Annotated in this window: 17 protein-coding genes; 8 read left to right on the top strand and 9 right to left on the bottom strand. The window is 57.2% G+C overall.

Features of this window, described 5'->3' with window-relative positions; translation table 11 throughout:
* Positions 1 to 88 precede the first annotated feature (88 nt).
* From ACQZ48_RS21655 to ACQZ48_RS21645, 3 genes are all read right to left on the bottom strand, one after another.
* On the bottom strand, positions 89 to 628 hold the full coding sequence (locus tag ACQZ48_RS21655) for a hypothetical protein (protein WP_448729449.1): 540 nt from the start codon (positions 626 to 628) through the stop codon (positions 89 to 91).
* Between the two features lies 1 nt (position 629).
* Entirely contained in the window at positions 630 to 884 is a 255-nt protein-coding gene (locus ACQZ48_RS21650) for a helix-turn-helix transcriptional regulator (RefSeq protein WP_191217127.1), read from the bottom strand.
* A 114-nt stretch (positions 885 to 998) separates the two neighbouring features.
* Positions 999 to 1982 (bottom strand): hypothetical protein, encoded by a 984-nt coding sequence (locus ACQZ48_RS21645; RefSeq protein ID WP_448729448.1) that lies wholly within the window; start codon positions 1980 to 1982, stop codon positions 999 to 1001.
* Between the two features lie 377 nt (positions 1983 to 2359).
* On the opposite strand from ACQZ48_RS21645, the gene aqpZ reads away from it, so the two are divergent.
* The gene (gene aqpZ / locus ACQZ48_RS21640; protein ID WP_191217125.1) at positions 2360 to 3085 is read left to right on the top strand and encodes an aquaporin Z; all 726 of its coding nucleotides are present in this window, start codon (positions 2360 to 2362) and stop codon (positions 3083 to 3085) included.
* 52 nt (positions 3086 to 3137) lie between these two features.
* Complete coding sequence (locus ACQZ48_RS21635; RefSeq protein WP_162520452.1) at positions 3138 to 3431, top strand: hypothetical protein; 294 nt, start codon at positions 3138 to 3140, stop codon at positions 3429 to 3431.
* Positions 3432 to 3637: 206 nt separating this feature from the next.
* On the opposite strand, the gene ACQZ48_RS21630 is transcribed toward ACQZ48_RS21635, so the two are convergent.
* Positions 3638 to 5569, bottom strand: coding sequence for a glycosyltransferase family 2 protein (locus tag ACQZ48_RS21630; RefSeq protein WP_448729447.1), 1932 nt, complete (start codon positions 5567 to 5569; stop codon positions 3638 to 3640).
* A 170-nt stretch (positions 5570 to 5739) separates the two neighbouring features.
* On the opposite strand from ACQZ48_RS21630, the gene ACQZ48_RS21625 reads away from it, so the two are divergent.
* Complete coding sequence (locus ACQZ48_RS21625; RefSeq protein ID WP_077985426.1) at positions 5740 to 6501, top strand: transporter substrate-binding domain-containing protein; 762 nt, start codon at positions 5740 to 5742, stop codon at positions 6499 to 6501.
* Positions 6502 to 6538: 37 nt separating this feature from the next.
* On the opposite strand, the gene uppX is transcribed toward ACQZ48_RS21625, so the two are convergent.
* Positions 6539 to 7831, bottom strand: coding sequence for a Wzx-type polysaccharide biosynthesis protein UppX (gene uppX, locus ACQZ48_RS21620; RefSeq protein ID WP_191217123.1), 1293 nt, complete (start codon positions 7829 to 7831; stop codon positions 6539 to 6541).
* A gap of 288 nt (positions 7832 to 8119) precedes the next feature.
* Between uppX and uppY the strand changes: the two genes are divergently transcribed.
* Positions 8120 to 9415, top strand: coding sequence for a Wzy-type polysaccharide biosynthesis protein UppY (gene uppY / locus ACQZ48_RS21615; RefSeq protein ID WP_142912692.1), 1296 nt, complete (start codon positions 8120 to 8122; stop codon positions 9413 to 9415).
* A gap of 26 nt (positions 9416 to 9441) precedes the next feature.
* Positions 9442 to 10194 (top strand): polysaccharide deacetylase family protein, encoded by a 753-nt coding sequence (locus ACQZ48_RS21610; RefSeq protein WP_374638280.1) that lies wholly within the window; start codon positions 9442 to 9444, stop codon positions 10192 to 10194.
* A gap of 25 nt (positions 10195 to 10219) precedes the next feature.
* Here ACQZ48_RS21610 and ACQZ48_RS21605 read toward each other — a convergent pair whose 3' ends face one another.
* Together ACQZ48_RS21605 and ACQZ48_RS21600 are read right to left on the bottom strand one after the other, a co-directional pair.
* Positions 10220 to 10870, bottom strand: coding sequence for a S24 family peptidase (locus ACQZ48_RS21605; protein ID WP_059759480.1), 651 nt, complete (start codon positions 10868 to 10870; stop codon positions 10220 to 10222).
* Positions 10871 to 10981: 111 nt separating this feature from the next.
* The gene (locus ACQZ48_RS21600; protein ID WP_077985377.1) at positions 10982 to 11632 is read right to left on the bottom strand and encodes a response regulator; all 651 of its coding nucleotides are present in this window, start codon (positions 11630 to 11632) and stop codon (positions 10982 to 10984) included.
* A gap of 242 nt (positions 11633 to 11874) precedes the next feature.
* Between ACQZ48_RS21600 and ACQZ48_RS21595 the strand changes: the two genes are divergently transcribed.
* Together ACQZ48_RS21595 and ACQZ48_RS21590 are read left to right on the top strand one after the other, a co-directional pair.
* A complete protein-coding gene (locus ACQZ48_RS21595; protein WP_059759483.1) occupies positions 11875 to 12228 on the top strand; it encodes a DUF952 domain-containing protein in 354 nt (117 codons plus the stop codon).
* Entirely contained in the window at positions 12228 to 13319 is a 1092-nt protein-coding gene (locus ACQZ48_RS21590) for a quinone-dependent dihydroorotate dehydrogenase (RefSeq protein ID WP_448729446.1), read from the top strand. Before ACQZ48_RS21595 ends, ACQZ48_RS21590 begins: the two co-directional genes overlap by 1 nt.
* 124 nt (positions 13320 to 13443) lie before the next feature.
* Here ACQZ48_RS21590 and ACQZ48_RS21585 read toward each other — a convergent pair whose 3' ends face one another.
* Positions 13444 to 13941, bottom strand: a complete 498-nt coding sequence (locus tag ACQZ48_RS21585; protein WP_077985380.1) for a CAP domain-containing protein — start codon at positions 13939 to 13941, stop codon at positions 13444 to 13446.
* A gap of 1 nt (position 13942) precedes the next feature.
* Positions 13943 to 14209, bottom strand: coding sequence for a DUF6460 domain-containing protein (locus ACQZ48_RS21580; RefSeq protein ID WP_003493739.1), 267 nt, complete (start codon positions 14207 to 14209; stop codon positions 13943 to 13945).
* Positions 14210 to 14375: 166 nt separating this feature from the next.
* Between ACQZ48_RS21580 and ACQZ48_RS21575 the strand changes: the two genes are divergently transcribed.
* Positions 14376 to 15317 carry a methyltransferase domain-containing protein gene (locus ACQZ48_RS21575; RefSeq protein ID WP_448729445.1) on the top strand — a complete coding sequence of 314 codons (942 nt, stop codon included), beginning with the start codon at positions 14376 to 14378 and terminating at the stop codon, positions 15315 to 15317.
* Positions 15318 to 15441 lie beyond the last annotated feature (124 nt).

Below are 15441 nucleotides of genomic sequence, written 5' to 3'. Positions count from 1 at the left end.
GAGTTCGTAGCGGCGGCGTGTCATCATAGCTCCTAATTCGGAAGCCTTGAATCACGCGGAACGCAATGCGCCAAGAGAATTTATGAGTTTACCGCCTAGCAGGCAACGCCTGCGTTTTGGAGCGCTTATTGGACTTCTCTTCACGCGCAGTCTTGTTTTTGTTTGCGTGTTTGTCTGCCAGTGCCTTCAGGCCCTTATTGTTGAGTTTGACTGCTAGGTCGTTCCCCGAAAAACCTTTTTCGACCAAAGGTCCCGCGGCGCGAAAGTAGAAGCTTGCCCTTTTCTGCGCATCCTCGCCCGGGCCTACCATGTACTTCAGAACCCACCGGACAGCGTCGTCCTGCTCGGTTTCTTTTGGCTTGCCGATGCTGTTCGGCGAACGATTGCAGAAAGCTTTCCAGAGCTTCGCGTTCTTTTTCAACTTCAAGCCAAGATCGCAAGCCGTGGCAATATCCTCACACACTCCTTGCCTATAGCCCCTTTCCCGACTGAAATATCGGAATTGCAACTTCGAAACAGCACTGTTCATCTCAAACACCGATAGGTCTTCCGATTTCGGATTATCCGATTTTTCCTTCAACTTAGCTTCAGGCGTTGCGCTGCGATTTTTTGAGGAAGAAGTAGACATGTTATTTGCCTCCCCTCTCGATTTCACGCAGTAGGTTATGGATATCCTCGGCTTTCCATACGGTGACCCTTGGAGAGATTTTGAGCGGTTTCGGAAACTTGCCGTTTTTAACGCCTGCCCAGAAACCTGACTTGCTGATTGGCAGCGGGCCGCTGGGGCCAACAATCTGGTTGAGGCGTACAAATCCCGTTTGCGGGAATGTCGGCGGTACACTGCGCTCGTGCAGTTTGTCGTTTTGAAAACGTATGTGCTTCATGTCTTTCGTCCTTTCGATCTTGAAGACGGAGAAAGATTGACGCGAAATTCATCGATTTAAAATTCTGTGCATATCCATGGACATAGCAGCTAAAAATGGACAATCATTTTGTGTTTAGTCTTTGATTATCTTTTGAAAAATTTCATTGAAAGATGCAGTCTCTATATCGTTAAGCTTGGCAGGTGCAAAAGCGGTGGCTGGCCCGTCGCCAACGAGGCGCATCGTCTTCCGTTCGAGGTCAGTGTCGGTCATCCGTCCAAAGATGTGAGCGGGAACATAGCGAGTGCGGCGCATCCAAGTGTCGAGGTAAGGCTGGTGGTTTTGATAAGAGAAGAAGCCACCTAGAATGAGTTGCAGCAACGTTTTTCGGTTTATGCGGATTGTTGAGGCCGCATACAGCAGCGCCAATGTTTGCTTGTTCTGGCTCCATCGTTGATGAAGCAACGACCGCGAGACGTATTTTTCTTTGTAAGGGAAGGAAGGGTTTTTATCTTTCAGCACATCCAACATGAGGACTGCTTTGCTGAGGCTCGGAAGAAATGGGCGGCCTCTTGCACTGGATCGATCAATAGCATGATGAAGAAAACGCATGGCGAGGACACAGGTATTTATCGATTTTTCATCCCGCTCAAATGTTATCCAGAGTAGCTCGAAAGACGGATTTTGTGCGAAAGCTTGATAGCCACCCAAGCCGTCATAAATCTCGATCAAAAAGTCCAAGCTTGTGAGAATGTATCGAGCCGTTATGTCGCTCTCTAAGCTCAACTCAGCGTCGCCCAATTTCCATTCGGCATCACGCATGTGATCAAGAGCTGCGTGCACCATGAGAACTTCTCGCACCCGGCGCTCTCTAGGTGTAATCAGCCAGCCGCCGAAACTTGCGGCCAGAACCTCTTTGTAGCCGGGGTAATACTCACGGCTGTCGAGCAGCACCTGCAAGATTTCAGTGGCTTTGTATTTGCCGACAAGCGCAAGGACAGTTGGGCGGACGTGGTCGGTTGCTTGATGCTCAGGAGTCCATCGCCGTTTTAGCGCATCGAGAGCCGTAATGACATCTCGCATCTCCTTAGATTCAATCACTTCTTTAACGTCGATCATGCTATCCCGCCTATCTTGGTGAACGAGGAAAGCGTATCTGATTCATGGAGTTTTATGCAGTCCGGGTGCGGTGTCCTGCTTTTTAAAACCGCTTTAAGGGCTACCGCTAAGATCGAACGGGCTCCGGTTCGTCCAGCAACATCCAATAAATTTACGGTATATTGCACGGTAAAATGACTTCGATAGAGAAATTATACACAATTTTTCAGCTGCTTACATCATCATTTTGGTTCCCTTCACCCGCTCCAATTCCACCCCAGCAAATAATAGGCCTCTTGCCGCCGTTACATTCGCGGACAAAGCGAATATGCGATTTAGCTTGACTACAATTAAATTGCACGTAATAGTTGATGTGGTCGTAACATAGGGGAAGTGTTATGAGTCGCAAACTTCTTTCGGAATTTCTGGGAACCTTTTGGCTCGTGTTCGGGGGATGCGGCAGTGCGGTTTTTGCCGCAGCCTTTCCAGAGCTCGGCATCGGCTTCCTTGGCGTCGCTTTCGCTTTCGGTCTGGCGGTTCTGACCATGGCCTATGCGGTAGGCGGCATTTCGGGCGGTCACTTCAATCCGGCCGTTTCAGTCGGCCTCACCGTTGCGGGTAAATTCCCGGCGGCGAGCCTCTTGCCTTACATCGTGGTGCAGGTTCTGGGGGCGATCGTCGCAGCTGCGGCGCTTTATGTCATCTTCACCGGCAAGGCGGGGGCTGACATTGGCGGTTTTGCCGCCAATGGTTATGGCGAACACTCGCCGGGCGGATATTCTCTCGTATCGGCGCTGCTGATCGAAGTCATCCTGACGGCGTTTTTCGTGATCGTTATTTTGGGTTCGACACATGGCAGGGTTCCGGTCGGCTTCGCGCCGATCGCCATCGGTCTTGCCCTTACCCTTATTCATCTGATTTCCATTCCGGTCACCAACACATCTGTCAATCCGGCCCGCTCCACGGGACAGGCATTGTTCGTTGGCGGATGGGCGCTGCAGCAGCTCTGGCTGTTCTGGCTCGCTCCGATCCTCGGCGGCGCCATCGGAGCCGCGATCTGGAAAATCTTCGGCGAGGAAGAGAAGGCCGGCCATGCCGGTTCGGTTCAACCTGCCCAGACATGAATAAGAGGCTTTGTTTCCTCGAATGGTCGGGGAAACGACTGAGGAGGATGACATGGATCTTGCTTCGATATTGGCCCAGATCGTCGGCGGTGCGGTAGGTGGCACGGCGGGCGGAAAGATAGTGAAGGACTCCGATCTTGGTTCGCTCGGCAATCTGATTGCAGGCGCCATCGGCGGACTCGGCGGCGGAACTGTGCTCGGTTCGCTGCTCGGCGCGGCGGGAGACGCGGCAGCCGGTGGCGTGGATATCGGCGCTCTCGCCGGCCAGCTGGTTGGCGGCGGTGTCGGCGGTCTGATCGTGCAGATCATCGTCGGCCTGATTAAGAACAAGCTCGTTGCCAAGTAGAGCGGTTCGGTCACCTTCAAGATGAAATGAAGGACCTTGCCGAAGGAGGAGCTTTGTTCGGCAAGGAACCGGCTCGCGTTATCGATGACGGCGGTAACGTAAGGCCTGAGGCGGCTTTGCTGGCAGCGGCAATGTGATAGGAGCCGTGAGCCGCCGTTACTCGAAACAAGTATCTCGATTGTTTTGGTTCTCTCGAAGATACCGAATCATGAGGTATTTTTGACGGCTGGCGCGTGTGGCGTCTTGTTCCATGCAAAGGGTTTGGTCTTGAGTTCCACCACGGCCCGCCAGGCCGCGATGGACAGCATCAGCCAATATGCGGGCATTGCCAGCCACCGCCTTCCGACATGCCGTCTTTCATAGGCGATCATTCTGCTGCGGCCCATCAGTACGAAGATCGTGTAGCTTCCGACGATATTCAGCACATCGATAAAAAACAGAAGACCCTGCCAGGAGAGCAACAGGTCGGCGCCATTTTCCCGAAGAGCGATGGTTATGAATGCCAGCGAAACGAAGAGCAGGGGGTGCGCCAACGACGATAGAAGCATGCCTCCGATCAGCAGTTGAAAGACCACATAGGCAAACCATCCCATGCCGCGCGCGGTCGCAAGGGGCGCACGGGTCATCACCAGCCAGCTTTGCAGCCAGCCCTTGTACCAGCGTGTTCGCTGGTTCAGCCACACGGATAGTGAGGTCGGCGCATCCTCCAGCGTCTGTCGCCGGATAACGCCGCAACGATAACCCAGCCGATGCAGCCGGAGGCCGAGATCGGCGTCTTCCGTTACATTATAGGGGTCCCAGGCGCCAGCCTTCCGCAGCACGGCGGTCCGGAAATGATTGGAGGTGCCGCCAAGCGGCAGCGGCAAGCCATGTGCGGCAAGGGCAGGTAAGATGCAGCGGAAGAGGGCGGAATATTCCAATGCGAAACACGCGCTGAGCCAGGAGAAAGAAGCATTACTGATGATAAGCGGGGCCTGCAGGCAGGCTAGCTCGTCGGGTTGGTTGCGGAAGGCGCTATAGGCTTCGCGCAATTGCTGCGGATGGGGCCGGTCCTCGGCGTCATAGATGACAACGAATGCGCCGCGTGCGCCGGAAAGCGCGTAAGTCAGGGCCTTTGGTTTGGTGCGCGGTAGGGAGGGCGGCACCCTTACAACCTCTATATGCGGCCCGGGATTCATCCGCTGGATCGCCTCAATTGTCGCACCGTCGTCTGCCTCGCAGACAAGCTTGATGTCCAGTCGGGATTTGGGCCAGTCCAGACGCTCCAATGCGCCGATGAGCTGCCCGACGACGTCCTCCTCCCGGTAAAGCGCCACCAGAACAGTATAGACAGGCAATTGGCTTTCCTGCCGAAGAGGTAAGGTGGCGTCCTTTTCCATGGATAGATGGAAGAGCGCGAACAGCCTGAAAAGTAGGGTCAAGAGGTAAAGCATCGTCAGGGTGGCATGCAGATACGTAAATGCCGCTTCCGTATAAAACACCAGCGACAGAATAAGCAGGGTAAGGAGAACGCCGCTGCAAAAACCCTGCTCGCCGTGAAGCGTGATCCTGGCGGAATGGTGTGGCGCCGTGTTGAAAAGCAGCTGTTGGGTTTCCGCCAAGCGACGGGTCTCGCCCGCTTTCCAGATTGCGCCGCGCATGGCCTGCGGGGTTGTCACGGCAAAATCGTCGAGAAGACGCGGGCGCTGATCCAGCATGTTTTTCAGCGACGCCATCCGCGCCAGTTCCGGCACAATCAGCAGCGTTGGCGTGCCGTTCAGCGGTGTTAGCCGCAGGAACCTTGGTTCGAAGAGCTGAGTGTCCAGCCCGTTCAAGTCCGTCACGCGATCCGGGCCGATTTCCGGGAGAAACGGCAACCGCAGGAATCTGGCGAAAGCGCCGAAATAGGCATCCGCCGTGACGAGACCGCTTGCCAGCAATTCGTCCTCCAAAGTTGAGCCATTTTCCAGAGCCCGCTGTTCGAATGCCTCGATATAGGGTCCGCCCAATCCCAGCGAAGAGAGAAAGCGGACCTGTCCGGTCTGGTCCTGTTCGGAAGCGGTTGGGAGTGGATTTTCACTGGCGTGGGAAAATGCAATTTTTCGTGTCGCCGGCGTCATGCGAAACGAATCTCGTGTATATTGCCTAAAATAATCCATGCATCGCCGCCGCCGTCATGGTAACGCCCAACTTCCTGCCACGGATAGTATAGATGAGAATGACGAATGTAACGCGGAATATAAGTTTCGTATTTACTTTAGCTTTCGCTTTACAATTTACTGTTTTTTTTAGCGATGTGCGTGCAGAAGGCCTGTCGGACGGGAACCGGATGCCGGTGCTTTTCGATGCGCAGGAGCGGTTTCCGGGCGGCGATCTTTCTTCCGTTCCCCGCATCAGATTTCTGATGTCGGTCGATTTTCCGCCCTTCAATTTTACCGATCAGGAAGGCCGGCTTGCGGGTTTCCATGTCGATCTGGTGCGTGAAATCTGCGCTCAGTTGAAGGTCGAAAGCAAATGCCAGGTGCAGGCGCTGCCATTTGACGAGCTGGAGGCGGCTTTGGAATTGGGCGAGGGCGAAGCTGTGATTTCCGGCCTCGCCACCACCGCCGACCTGCGCAAGAGTTTTACCTTCTCGCGGCCCTATCTCCTGATGCCCGCCCGTCTTGCGGTGAACAAGGCGGCGAAATTCACCGGCTCCGGTGCCGATGCGCTTTCGGGAAAGAAGGTGGGTGTGGTTGCCGGCTCGCGGCACGAACAGATGCTGAAGGCTTTCTTTCCAAAGGCCGCGGCTGAGGGCTTCGACGGCTACGAACCGATGTATGACGCGGTGAAGAAAGGCAAGGTAGACGCCATTTTCGCCGACGGTCTGCGTCTGCCTTTCTGGGTTTCCGGAAGCGCGTCCGAAGGCTGCTGCGCACTCTACGGCGGTCCCTACATGTCCGACAGGTTTCTCGGTGAAGGCCTATCCATCATGACCGTCGATCCCGACAACGTGCTTGTTCCGGCTTTCGATCAAGCGCTGGCGGCCCTTTCCCGTAACGGCCGGCTGGAAGAAATCTACCGGCGTTATTTCCCTTATGGGCTCTATTAGGGAGAGCCGGCCACCAGATCGGCTCCTATGCCAGCTCTTATTTGGCTGGCGCGAAAACCTCTTCATTGCGGCGCAGGCGCAGAAGCGCGATCCACACGGCGGCGGCGATGGCGGTTTCCACCATGAAATAGCTGCCGATCGTTCCCGAAATGCTGAAGGACCATGTGAAGAAGGCGACGACGACGGAGCCGATGAGGTTGCCGCTGTTCCAGATCTTCGCGCGAATATCCTGCCGTCCGGATGCGCCGAGCGCCTCGAGCGCGGTGGCGGCAACAGCCATGGGCAGAACCGCCCAGCAAAGCACGCGGGTGATGATGGGCAGCGAAACATATTCATCGCCGAACAAAAGCGGCAGGAATGGCGCGATGATGAAAATGACGAACGCGCTGCCGGTCGCGATGAAAAGCGCGGCCTTCAGCACGTTATAGGCGCGCTCTATGGTCTTGCTGATGCCCTGCAGGGCGGCGGAAGCCGAGCCGGGATAGATCAGCCGGTTGAGGGCCTCGACGGAGAGATAGGAACTGTCGAGAATGCGCCGGGCGATGGAATAGCTGCCCAGCACCTCGGCGCTGGCAATGGCGCCGAGAACGAGAATATCGGCATTGCCGCGCACGGCCTTGAACAGGAACTGGGTGGAAAACAGGATGCCGATGCGGATTTCCTCGCGCACGATGCGGAACACCGGGCTGCCGAGTCTCGCTATTGCCTTGGCCGAGATCACGGCCGCAATGGTGTGGGCCGCAAGGTTCCACAGCGCCCAGGCTTCTACGGTCTCTACCTTGAAGATGAGGCAGGCGACCACCGCGGCAATGGTTCGGGCGACGGCAAACATCACTTCCAGCTTGTTGGCGGAGGCGAAGTCGGAATGGGCGATGAAGCTCTGCGTGGAAAGCGAGATGACTTTCAGGAGGACGAGGTTCGTGAACAGAATCAGGAAGGTGGTGATCAGCGTGTGCAGCAATGTTTCCGAGGTCGGGAAAAATACCGGGATCGTCACCATGCCGACGATCGTCAGCACGACGCCTGTCGCGGCGCTCAAGAGATAGCTGTGGCCGAGCATGACAGGAAACATGCTGCGATCCTGCGCGACGCGGCGGATCAGCGATTCCTGCGAGCCGATGCCGCAGATCTGGACGCCGAGATTGGTGACGGCCGTGATGGAGGCGTAAAGCGCGAATTGTTCGACGCCGAGATGGCGGGCAAGCAGCGCGAAGGTCAGAAGCTGCGCGGCGCTGGACATGAGGAGCGCCCCGCCGGACGCCATGTAGGTCAATCCCAGTCTGACTAGATGGCCGAGCCGCGGCGTATTGAACGACACCTCATTCTCCATGTTTTCCGGCATTGCCGGACGAATTCAAAAATGGCTGTGCTGCTTTTTTAGAATTCAGCGAACTGAAAAAGCCGCAACTGGCCAATAATGTGAAAGTCCGCGATCCGTATGAATGGCAGTTTATCCTGTCTTATCCCTCTTGAGGTAAGAGAGGGTTAAAGCAATTGCATAATAATGACGATAATGACTGTTTATGGTTATTTGGACATGGCCCTGTATCAGAAGGGTTTCGTTCTTCGTCACAAGGCAGGCCAATGATCCGACGATCCATTTCCGATGCAGGCGACCATGCCGCGTTTGGCTGATCCGCAGCCCGTCTCTGCGCAAGGCGGCGCCATATCCTTTACCGGCAGCCGGCGCGACGCGTTTTTTTTCGTCGCCACCATGCTCTATATCTGGATTTCCGTCGCGCCTTTCGAAAATCTAGCAGTACCGCCCGTGCCGCACGCCGCCGCAAACCAGCTGACCGGCCTCGTGATTGCATTGATCCTCGGCGTTTTTGCGCTGCGCCACCGGCTGACGGGGCTTCTGCTGCGGCCGCGGCTGCCCATTCTGCTGTTGTTCTTCTGGCTGGCCATATGCTCGGTGGTTGGAACCCAGCCCGGCACGTCGCTGCAACGCCTGATCTTCACGGCGCTCCTATGCTTCATCACCAGCGTCCTTGTCGTCATGCCGCGCGACCGGCGGCAGTTCGACCGGATGATGGCCATCTTCGCCATCATTCTCTTGGCGCTGTGTTATCTGGGTGTGATCTTCCTCAGCTCGCGCTCGATCCATCAGCCCTATGATCTCGATGAAAAAGCATTGGCGGGTGACTGGCGCGGTATCTTCAATCACAAGAATGCCGCCGCCCCGGCCATGATCATTCTCTTCATGATCGGGCTTTACCTGCGCAACGCCTGGTCGACGCTGGGCGGCCTGGCCATCACGCTGCTTTCAGGGTTCTTCCTCTGGAAGACCAACGGAAAAACCGCGGCCATGCTGCTGCCCGTCACCGTAGCGCTGATCTGGATCATGGAAAGGCATGCCCACCGCACTCTACTGATGATTGGCGGTCTTCTGGCCTTCATCAACATATCCGCGGTCGGCTCCACCTATTTCCCGAGCATACAAAATTTTGTCGAAAGTCTGGGCATCGATTCCACCTTCACCGGGCGGACAGACATCTGGCGGCTATCCTTCGACACTTTCGCGCAATCGCCGATCTTCGGTCAGGGGTTTCAGGCCTTCTGGATGAGTGACCGGCTCCTGTCGCAGGCCGATATCGCCGGCACCTGGGCGGTCTCAGCCTTCCATGCCCATAATGGTTATGTCGAAAGCTTGCTGAACGGCGGCTTGCCTGCCTTCATTCTCACCGTCATCTGGCTGGTCATTATACCGGCGAATGATTTCCGCACGGCGGTGGACAAGGGCGCGGATTCGGGCCTGACCCGACTTTTTGCGAGAATTTGGGTGTATGCGCTACTTTCTTCGTGTCTAGAGAGTAATTTCTTTACCGGAACCGGGCCTATCTGGTCTTCTCTTCTGATTGCAATCTATTGTTTGAGGCATCAGGCTTACGACATACTCGAAGAGGGACAGTAATTTGCAGACAGGCCGGGGGGCTTTGTATGACGCAAAAAATCGGGACTTTTGCAGACCGGATCAATAACCGGCTGGTACGCTATTTCCCCGGACCGGCGGTGCGGATCGAAACGTCCGAGCCGATCGTGTCCTTCACATTCGACGATGTGCCGGCGAGCGCTTGGACAAAGGGCGCCGGTATTCTGGAAGACGAGGGTGCTCGCGGGACGTTTTACATCGCGGGCACTTTCATCGACAGGTATGACGAACAGCAGGAGATGATTTCCACAAAAGGCTGTTTGGAACTGGCGGCGGCCGGTCACGAGCTTGCCTGTCACACCTTTTCCCATCGCAAACTGTCGAGTTTTTCACGGCGCGGGCTTGAAGAGGATTTCGACCGCAACGAAAGGGTGCTCGGATCGTTCGATGGAAGCCGTCACGGGCGGAATTTCTCAATTCCTTTCGGCATGGCCTCGCCGCTCATGCAGCCCCTGTTGCGTCGACGGTTCAAAACCGCCCGCGGCATTATGCCGGGGATCAATCGCGGCAGCGTCGATCCGCATAATCTCGCCGCCGTTGAATTGCGGCCGGACCCGCATTATCTGGATGCTGCCGACAGATGGCTCGAAGATGTTCTGGAAAAGGGTGGCTGGCTCGTCATCTTCACCCATGATGTTTCACTGAAACCGACTTTTTACGGTTGCCCGGAAGACAGGCTTCAGGCTCTCATCCGCAGGGCATCTTCCGGTGGTGCGAAGATCATGACTGTCGAAGCAGCGGTCAGAACGCTCGGCCTGTAGACCGATATCGCCGGCAATTGCCGGCCTATTGGCTGGCCCAGATGATGCGGGCGATCCATTCCACGTCCGCCATGTCGAAGCTGCGGTTGGGATGTTCCGGGTTGAGCGAAAGAAGCTCGATGTTTTTGGGGCTTTGCCGCGCCAGCACCTTGGCCATCACTTCGCCGTCGCGGCTTTTCAGCACCACGCGGTCACCGCGCCGCACCTGTGCGCCGGGTTCCACGATGAGGATGTCGCCGTCGCGGTAGAGCGGCATCATGCTCTCGCCCTGCACCTCCAGCGCATAGACGCCCTGCTTGCGCTCGGGAGAGGAGGGGAACTCCACCACATCCCAGCCCTGACCCGCCGGAAAACCGCCATCGTCGAAAAAACCGCCGGAGCCTGCCTGCGCAAAACCGAGCAGGGGAATGGCATTGTCGGCACCGGAAGGCTGCATGGCCTGCGCCCTGCCGAAAGCATAACCGAAAAACTGGTCGACACTTGCCCCGGTCGCTTCCAGCACCTTGGAGACGGATTCCGTCGAAGGCCAGCGTTTGCGGCCATCCGGCCCGAAGCGTTTCGATTTATTGAACGAGGTGGGATCGAGGCCGGCGCGCTTCGCCAATGCCGAAGGCGTTAGCTGGTGGCGTTCGGCAAGCGTATCGATGGCGCTCCAGATCGTCTCGTGTGACAGCATGATAGAAAGCCCGCAAGTGGAGCCGATAGCGGAAAGCTCCTGTCCTTTACTGACCGGAATCTAGACCATATCCGGTCAGGAGTAAAGCAAGGAAAGGAATAAAATCCTTTTCTACGCCACCATGGCCGATGTATTTATCTTGGCGAGCTGGATCACCGCCTGGGTGCGGCTGTCGACCTTGAGCTTCAGCAGGATGGCGGAGACATGCGCCTTGATGGTGGCTTCGGAAACATTGAGCTCGTAGGCGATCTGCTTGTTCAGCAAACCTTCGGCCAGCATGCCCAGAACCCGGCTTTGCTGTGGCGTCAGCGTTCTGAGCCGGCCGATCAGATCGGCCACGTCAGGATCCTGTTCCTTCTCGCCCTGATGGCCCGACGGTATCCAGACATCGCCTTCCAGAACCGCGCGGATGCCGTCCCTGATATCGTCGATACCCGAGGATTTGGAAATGAAGCCGGAAGCACCGAGTTCGATGGAGCGGCGCACGGTGGTCGCATCGTCCGTTGCCGAAACGATGACGATCGGCAGGCTGGAGAATTCCGCCCGGAGCGCCATCAGGCCTGAAAATCCGCTGACCCCCGGCATGGCGAGGTCGAGAAGCATGAGGTCGGCGTCGTTGCGCGCTGCGGCTGCACTGCGGGCGGCCTCGAAATCCCCGGCTTCAATAATGCTCTGTTGCCCGTCGAGGCCGGATACGGCCTGTTTCAGGGCACCGCGAAAAAGCGGGTGGTCATCTGCTATGATAATGACAAGTTCCGACATTCTGGCCCCCTCCCAAGGGCGTTATGCGGTTCTTTTTCTGATACTGGCTCACTCCCGTTTGCCGATGGTCGAAACACATCCGGCTCCTCCGCCAAAGGTTGCGCCAATCGGTCCCGCATTACAAGGAAAAGCTTGTGGACAGGCGGTCTTTCAGGCTCTCCGCAATAAAATGCCGTGGAAACTGTGGACAATCTTCGAGCTTTGCGGCAAATCCCGCTGAGTGGAAAGCCTTGGAGAGCCCTATGCAGGAAACGCCCGCGATCATCTATAAAATCGTGCCGGAGACATTATGGAGCGCGGCCAAGGCGAAGGGCGTCTTCGAAGGTGCGGCCATCGACCTGACTGACGGCTTCATTCATTTTTCAACGGCGAAACAGGCGGCAGAGACCGCCGCGCGGCATTTTTCCGGCCAGGTCGATCTGCTTCTGATCGCCGTCGACGGCGCGGCCCTCGGCGACAAGCTGGTCTATGAACCCTCCAGAGGCGGCGATCTTTTCCCGCATCTTTATGCGCCTCTTCCCTTGACCGCCGTGCTTTGGGAAACGCCGCTTTCGCTCGGTCACGACGGCCAGCACCAGTTTCCGGAGATTTTGTGATGAGCGGATTATTTTCCTCGGTCGGCCGCAGGGGCCTGTTTCTGGTCGATCCGGAAAAGGCCCATGGCCTGTCCGTTGCGGCGCTGAAAAGCGGCTTCCTGCCCACCTGCATGGTGCCGCACGATCCGCGTCTGCAGCAGACGGTGGCTGGCCTCGTCTTCCCCAATCCGCTCGGCATGGCGGCGGGTTACGACAAGAATGCGGAAGTGCCGGGGCCGCTCCTCAAGCTCGGTTTCGGCTTTACCGAAATCGGCACCGTCACGCCCAAGGCGCAATCCGGCAATCCCAGGCCGCGCATCTTCCGTCTGGTCGAGGACGAAGGTGTCATCAATCGCCTCGGCTTCAACAATGAAGGCCACGCCGCTGCGCTGGAGCGCCTGAAGCAGGCAAAGCTGCGCGGCATCGTCGGTGTCAATATCGGCGCCAACAAGGATAGCGAAGACCGCATCGCCGATTATGTGCAGGGCATCGAAGCGTTTTATTCGGTGGCATCCTATTTCACCGTCAATATTTCCTCGCCCAACACGCCCGGCCTGCGCGATCTTCAGGCCCGCGAAAGCCTTGCCGCGCTTCTCGCCGCCGTGCTGGAACGCCGAAAAGTGGAAGCCGAACGCTTCGGCAAACGCATCCCGGTCTTCCTCAAGATCGCGCCGGATCTCACCGAAGAGGGGCTGGACGATGTCGCCGAAGAGGCGCTCGCTCATGATCTCGATGGCCTGATCGTTTCGAACACCACGCTTTCCCGAGAAGGCCTGAGGCCGGGCCCGCACAAGGGCGAGGCAGGCGGTCTCTCGGGCAAGCCGCTCTTCGAGCTTTCCACCACGGTTCTCGCCAAGATGCGCCGCCGCGTCGGCGGCAACCTGCCGATCATCGGCGTCGGCGGTGTGTCATCGGCGGAGACCGCTTTGGAAAAGGTGAGGGCAGGGGCCGATCTCGTGCAGCTCTATTCCTGCATGGTCTATGAAGGCCCCGGCCTGCCCTCGGCCATCGTCAAGGGCTTGTCGAAGCTGGTCGCCCGCGAGGGCGTGCAGTCCATTCGCGACTTGCGTGATAGCGCGGTGGACCGCTGGGCGGATCGCAAGCTCGGTTGAGAGCGGATCTGGACGGTTGAGGTAGCGCTTCCTCAGGGGGCTCTCCTTCCTCATCCCTGTGACATCCTCGGGCTTGTTCCGGGGAACAGGAATGAGGGAAGATGGTGGTTCCCGCCGCTTTGCCTCAGGCGCAGAGCACCATCGCCCAATAGGGCCGGTTGCGGCTGGCCGTATCATAGGCGACCGCGACGCCGAGGCCGTTATAAGGCCCAAGCATGTTTTCAAGGTGATGTTGTGAGCCGATCCAGGCCTTGACCACCCGCTCGACGCTGTCCTGCCCGGCGGCCACGTTCTCCGCTGCCGGAAGCGGCACATTGCCTTCCTTCATGCGAACCAGGAAACTGTCGGTCAGGCCGATAAGATGCGCCATTTTCTGCGCCTTGACCATGCGGCCGGCCTGATAGGCGGCGGCACCGCTTGCCGCGCCATTGATGGCAAGCGGCGAAAGCCCCTTGGATCGGCGCAGATCGTTGACCATGGGAAGCGCCGCGGCCGTCTCGTCACGGGTGCCGGAGGGGATGCCCTTGTTGGTGGGCATGGACACGCAGGCGGAAAGAACGGAGCCGGCGGAAAGCAGCACGAAACCGCGCCGGGTAAGCGTGTGAAGCGAAGTATCGGTCATGTCAGCGGCGGTAGCTCAGGAGGCGCAGGATGATGAAAACCGGAATGACGATCGTTGCCCCGAGGATCAGATAGTCGCCGATTGCGCCCAGCGCATGGAAACCGCTGCGCCACAGGTCGACAACGAAATCGCGCGCGCCGTAAATGATGTTCCATGGCGTCAATCCGAAGATAGCCATCAGAAAGCCGACGAGCAATGAAACCACCAGCAGTTTCACCACGGTACGGGCCACCGTGTCACCCAGCATTTTGTTGACCTCACCGGCCATCAGCACGTCTCCTATTTTATCCTGACATATAAAGCACGACGCTTCGATGCAAGTTTCGGCGACTATATCGCGTCATATTCGTCAATTCCACGCAGGCCCATGAAATAGGACTTGAGTTTTTTTGTGGCTTGATAAATGACAGCCGACATCTTCTCAGGAATCTTGAATGGCCCCAAACCAGTTTTCTTCCGGTGACGTCATTGCCGACCGCCGGGCTGACTATGCTCGCATGCTGGCGGAGAGCGGTGACTATCCCGCCGCCGCCGAACTCATGGAGCAGGCGCTTGAACTTGCGCCACAGTGGACGGCGGGCTGGTTTCGCTTCGGGGAATATCACGAAAAAGCGGGCGAAATTGAAAAAGCCGTGGCGGCTTACGGCAAAGTCGCTGAACTGGACGCCGAAGGACTGTTTGCAGCCGAGTTGAAACTCGCGGTTCTCGGCGCCGCCGAAACGCCGGAGCAACCGCCCAGCCGCTATGTGGAAGGGCTGTTCGACGATTACGCCGACCGTTTCGAAACTTCGCTCGTGGAAAAGCTGGATTACAGCGTGCCGCAAAAGCTGGCGAAACTGATCGGCAAGGCGGCGAAAGGCGGCGTCTTCGATACCATTGTCGATATTGGCTGCGGCACCGGTCTCCTTGGCGTTGAAATCCGCACTTTCGCAAACCGGCTGGAAGGTTTCGATATTTCCCAGAACATGCTTGCCAAGGCGGAGGAAAAGGGGCTTTACGATCATCTCGACCAGGCCGATCTTTCGCTGGAGCCGGAGACCTCGGGGCTCTTCACATCCATGCTCGCGCAGCACCGTGCCGACCTCGTCGCCGCCGCCGATGTGATGATGTATCTGGGCAGTCTCGAGGCTGTCATGCCGCTCGTTTCCGCCCTGCTTGCGCCTTCAGGCTTTTTCGCCTTTTCGGTTGAGGATGCGGGGGAGGAAGACGGTTTCGTGCTTCGGGAATCCCTTCGTTACGCCCATTCTAAAAGCTACGTGACCGAGCTTCTTGAGCGGACTGGCTTTTCCCTCATCGAAATCCGCAAAACCACCATTCGCAAGGATGCCGGAAAACCCCTTTCCGGCATTCTTTTTCTTGCCCGTGCCAAAGCCTGAACATTCCGTTTCTTGCCATTTTCGCGATAGGTCAGGCTTCCTTACGTATCCATCTTGCTCAGATGTTTTTTGCAGTGCAAAATATGCCTGAAGCTGAGGAAAAAAGCGTGAGCAGAACGAGAAG

The organism is Agrobacterium sp. 22-209-1 (genome assembly GCF_053522485.1).
The sequence above is the reverse complement of the archived record's forward strand: the minus strand, read 5'-3'. Positions and strand labels throughout refer to the sequence as shown.

Bases quoted from the DNA above. Each gene is read 5' to 3' on its own strand.
- uppY (WP_142912692.1), top strand. From the start codon at position 8,120: ATGCCGCGTTTGGCTGATCCGCAGCCCGTCTCTGCGCAAGGCGGCGCC.
- ACQZ48_RS21635 (WP_162520452.1), top strand. From the start codon at position 3,138: ATGGATCTTGCTTCGATATTGGCCCAGATCGTCGGCGGTGCGGTAGGT.
- ACQZ48_RS21585 (WP_077985380.1), bottom strand. From the start codon at position 13,941: ATGACCGATACTTCGCTTCACACGCTTACCCGGCGCGGTTTCGTGCTG.
- ACQZ48_RS21630 (WP_448729447.1), bottom strand. From the start codon at position 5,569: ATGGATTATTTTAGGCAATATACACGAGATTCGTTTCGCATGACGCCG.
- ACQZ48_RS21580 (WP_003493739.1), bottom strand. From the start codon at position 14,209: ATGGCCGGTGAGGTCAACAAAATGCTGGGTGACACGGTGGCCCGTACC.
- ACQZ48_RS21650 (WP_191217127.1), bottom strand. From the start codon at position 884: ATGAAGCACATACGTTTTCAAAACGACAAACTGCACGAGCGCAGTGTA.
- ACQZ48_RS21645 (WP_448729448.1), bottom strand. From the start codon at position 1,982: ATGATCGACGTTAAAGAAGTGATTGAATCTAAGGAGATGCGAGATGTC.
- ACQZ48_RS21655 (WP_448729449.1), bottom strand. From the start codon at position 628: ATGTCTACTTCTTCCTCAAAAAATCGCAGCGCAACGCCTGAAGCTAAG.
- ACQZ48_RS21595 (WP_059759483.1), top strand. From the start codon at position 11,875: ATGCAGGAAACGCCCGCGATCATCTATAAAATCGTGCCGGAGACATTA.
- ACQZ48_RS21625 (WP_077985426.1), top strand. From the start codon at position 5,740: ATGCCGGTGCTTTTCGATGCGCAGGAGCGGTTTCCGGGCGGCGATCTT.
- ACQZ48_RS21605 (WP_059759480.1), bottom strand. From the start codon at position 10,870: ATGCTGTCACACGAGACGATCTGGAGCGCCATCGATACGCTTGCCGAA.
- ACQZ48_RS21610 (WP_374638280.1), top strand. From the start codon at position 9,442: ATGACGCAAAAAATCGGGACTTTTGCAGACCGGATCAATAACCGGCTG.
- ACQZ48_RS21575 (WP_448729445.1), top strand. From the start codon at position 14,376: ATGGCCCCAAACCAGTTTTCTTCCGGTGACGTCATTGCCGACCGCCGG.
- ACQZ48_RS21600 (WP_077985377.1), bottom strand. From the start codon at position 11,632: ATGTCGGAACTTGTCATTATCATAGCAGATGACCACCCGCTTTTTCGC.
- aqpZ (WP_191217125.1), top strand. From the start codon at position 2,360: ATGAGTCGCAAACTTCTTTCGGAATTTCTGGGAACCTTTTGGCTCGTG.
- ACQZ48_RS21590 (WP_448729446.1), top strand. From the start codon at position 12,228: ATGAGCGGATTATTTTCCTCGGTCGGCCGCAGGGGCCTGTTTCTGGTC.
- uppX (WP_191217123.1), bottom strand. From the start codon at position 7,831: ATGGAGAATGAGGTGTCGTTCAATACGCCGCGGCTCGGCCATCTAGTC.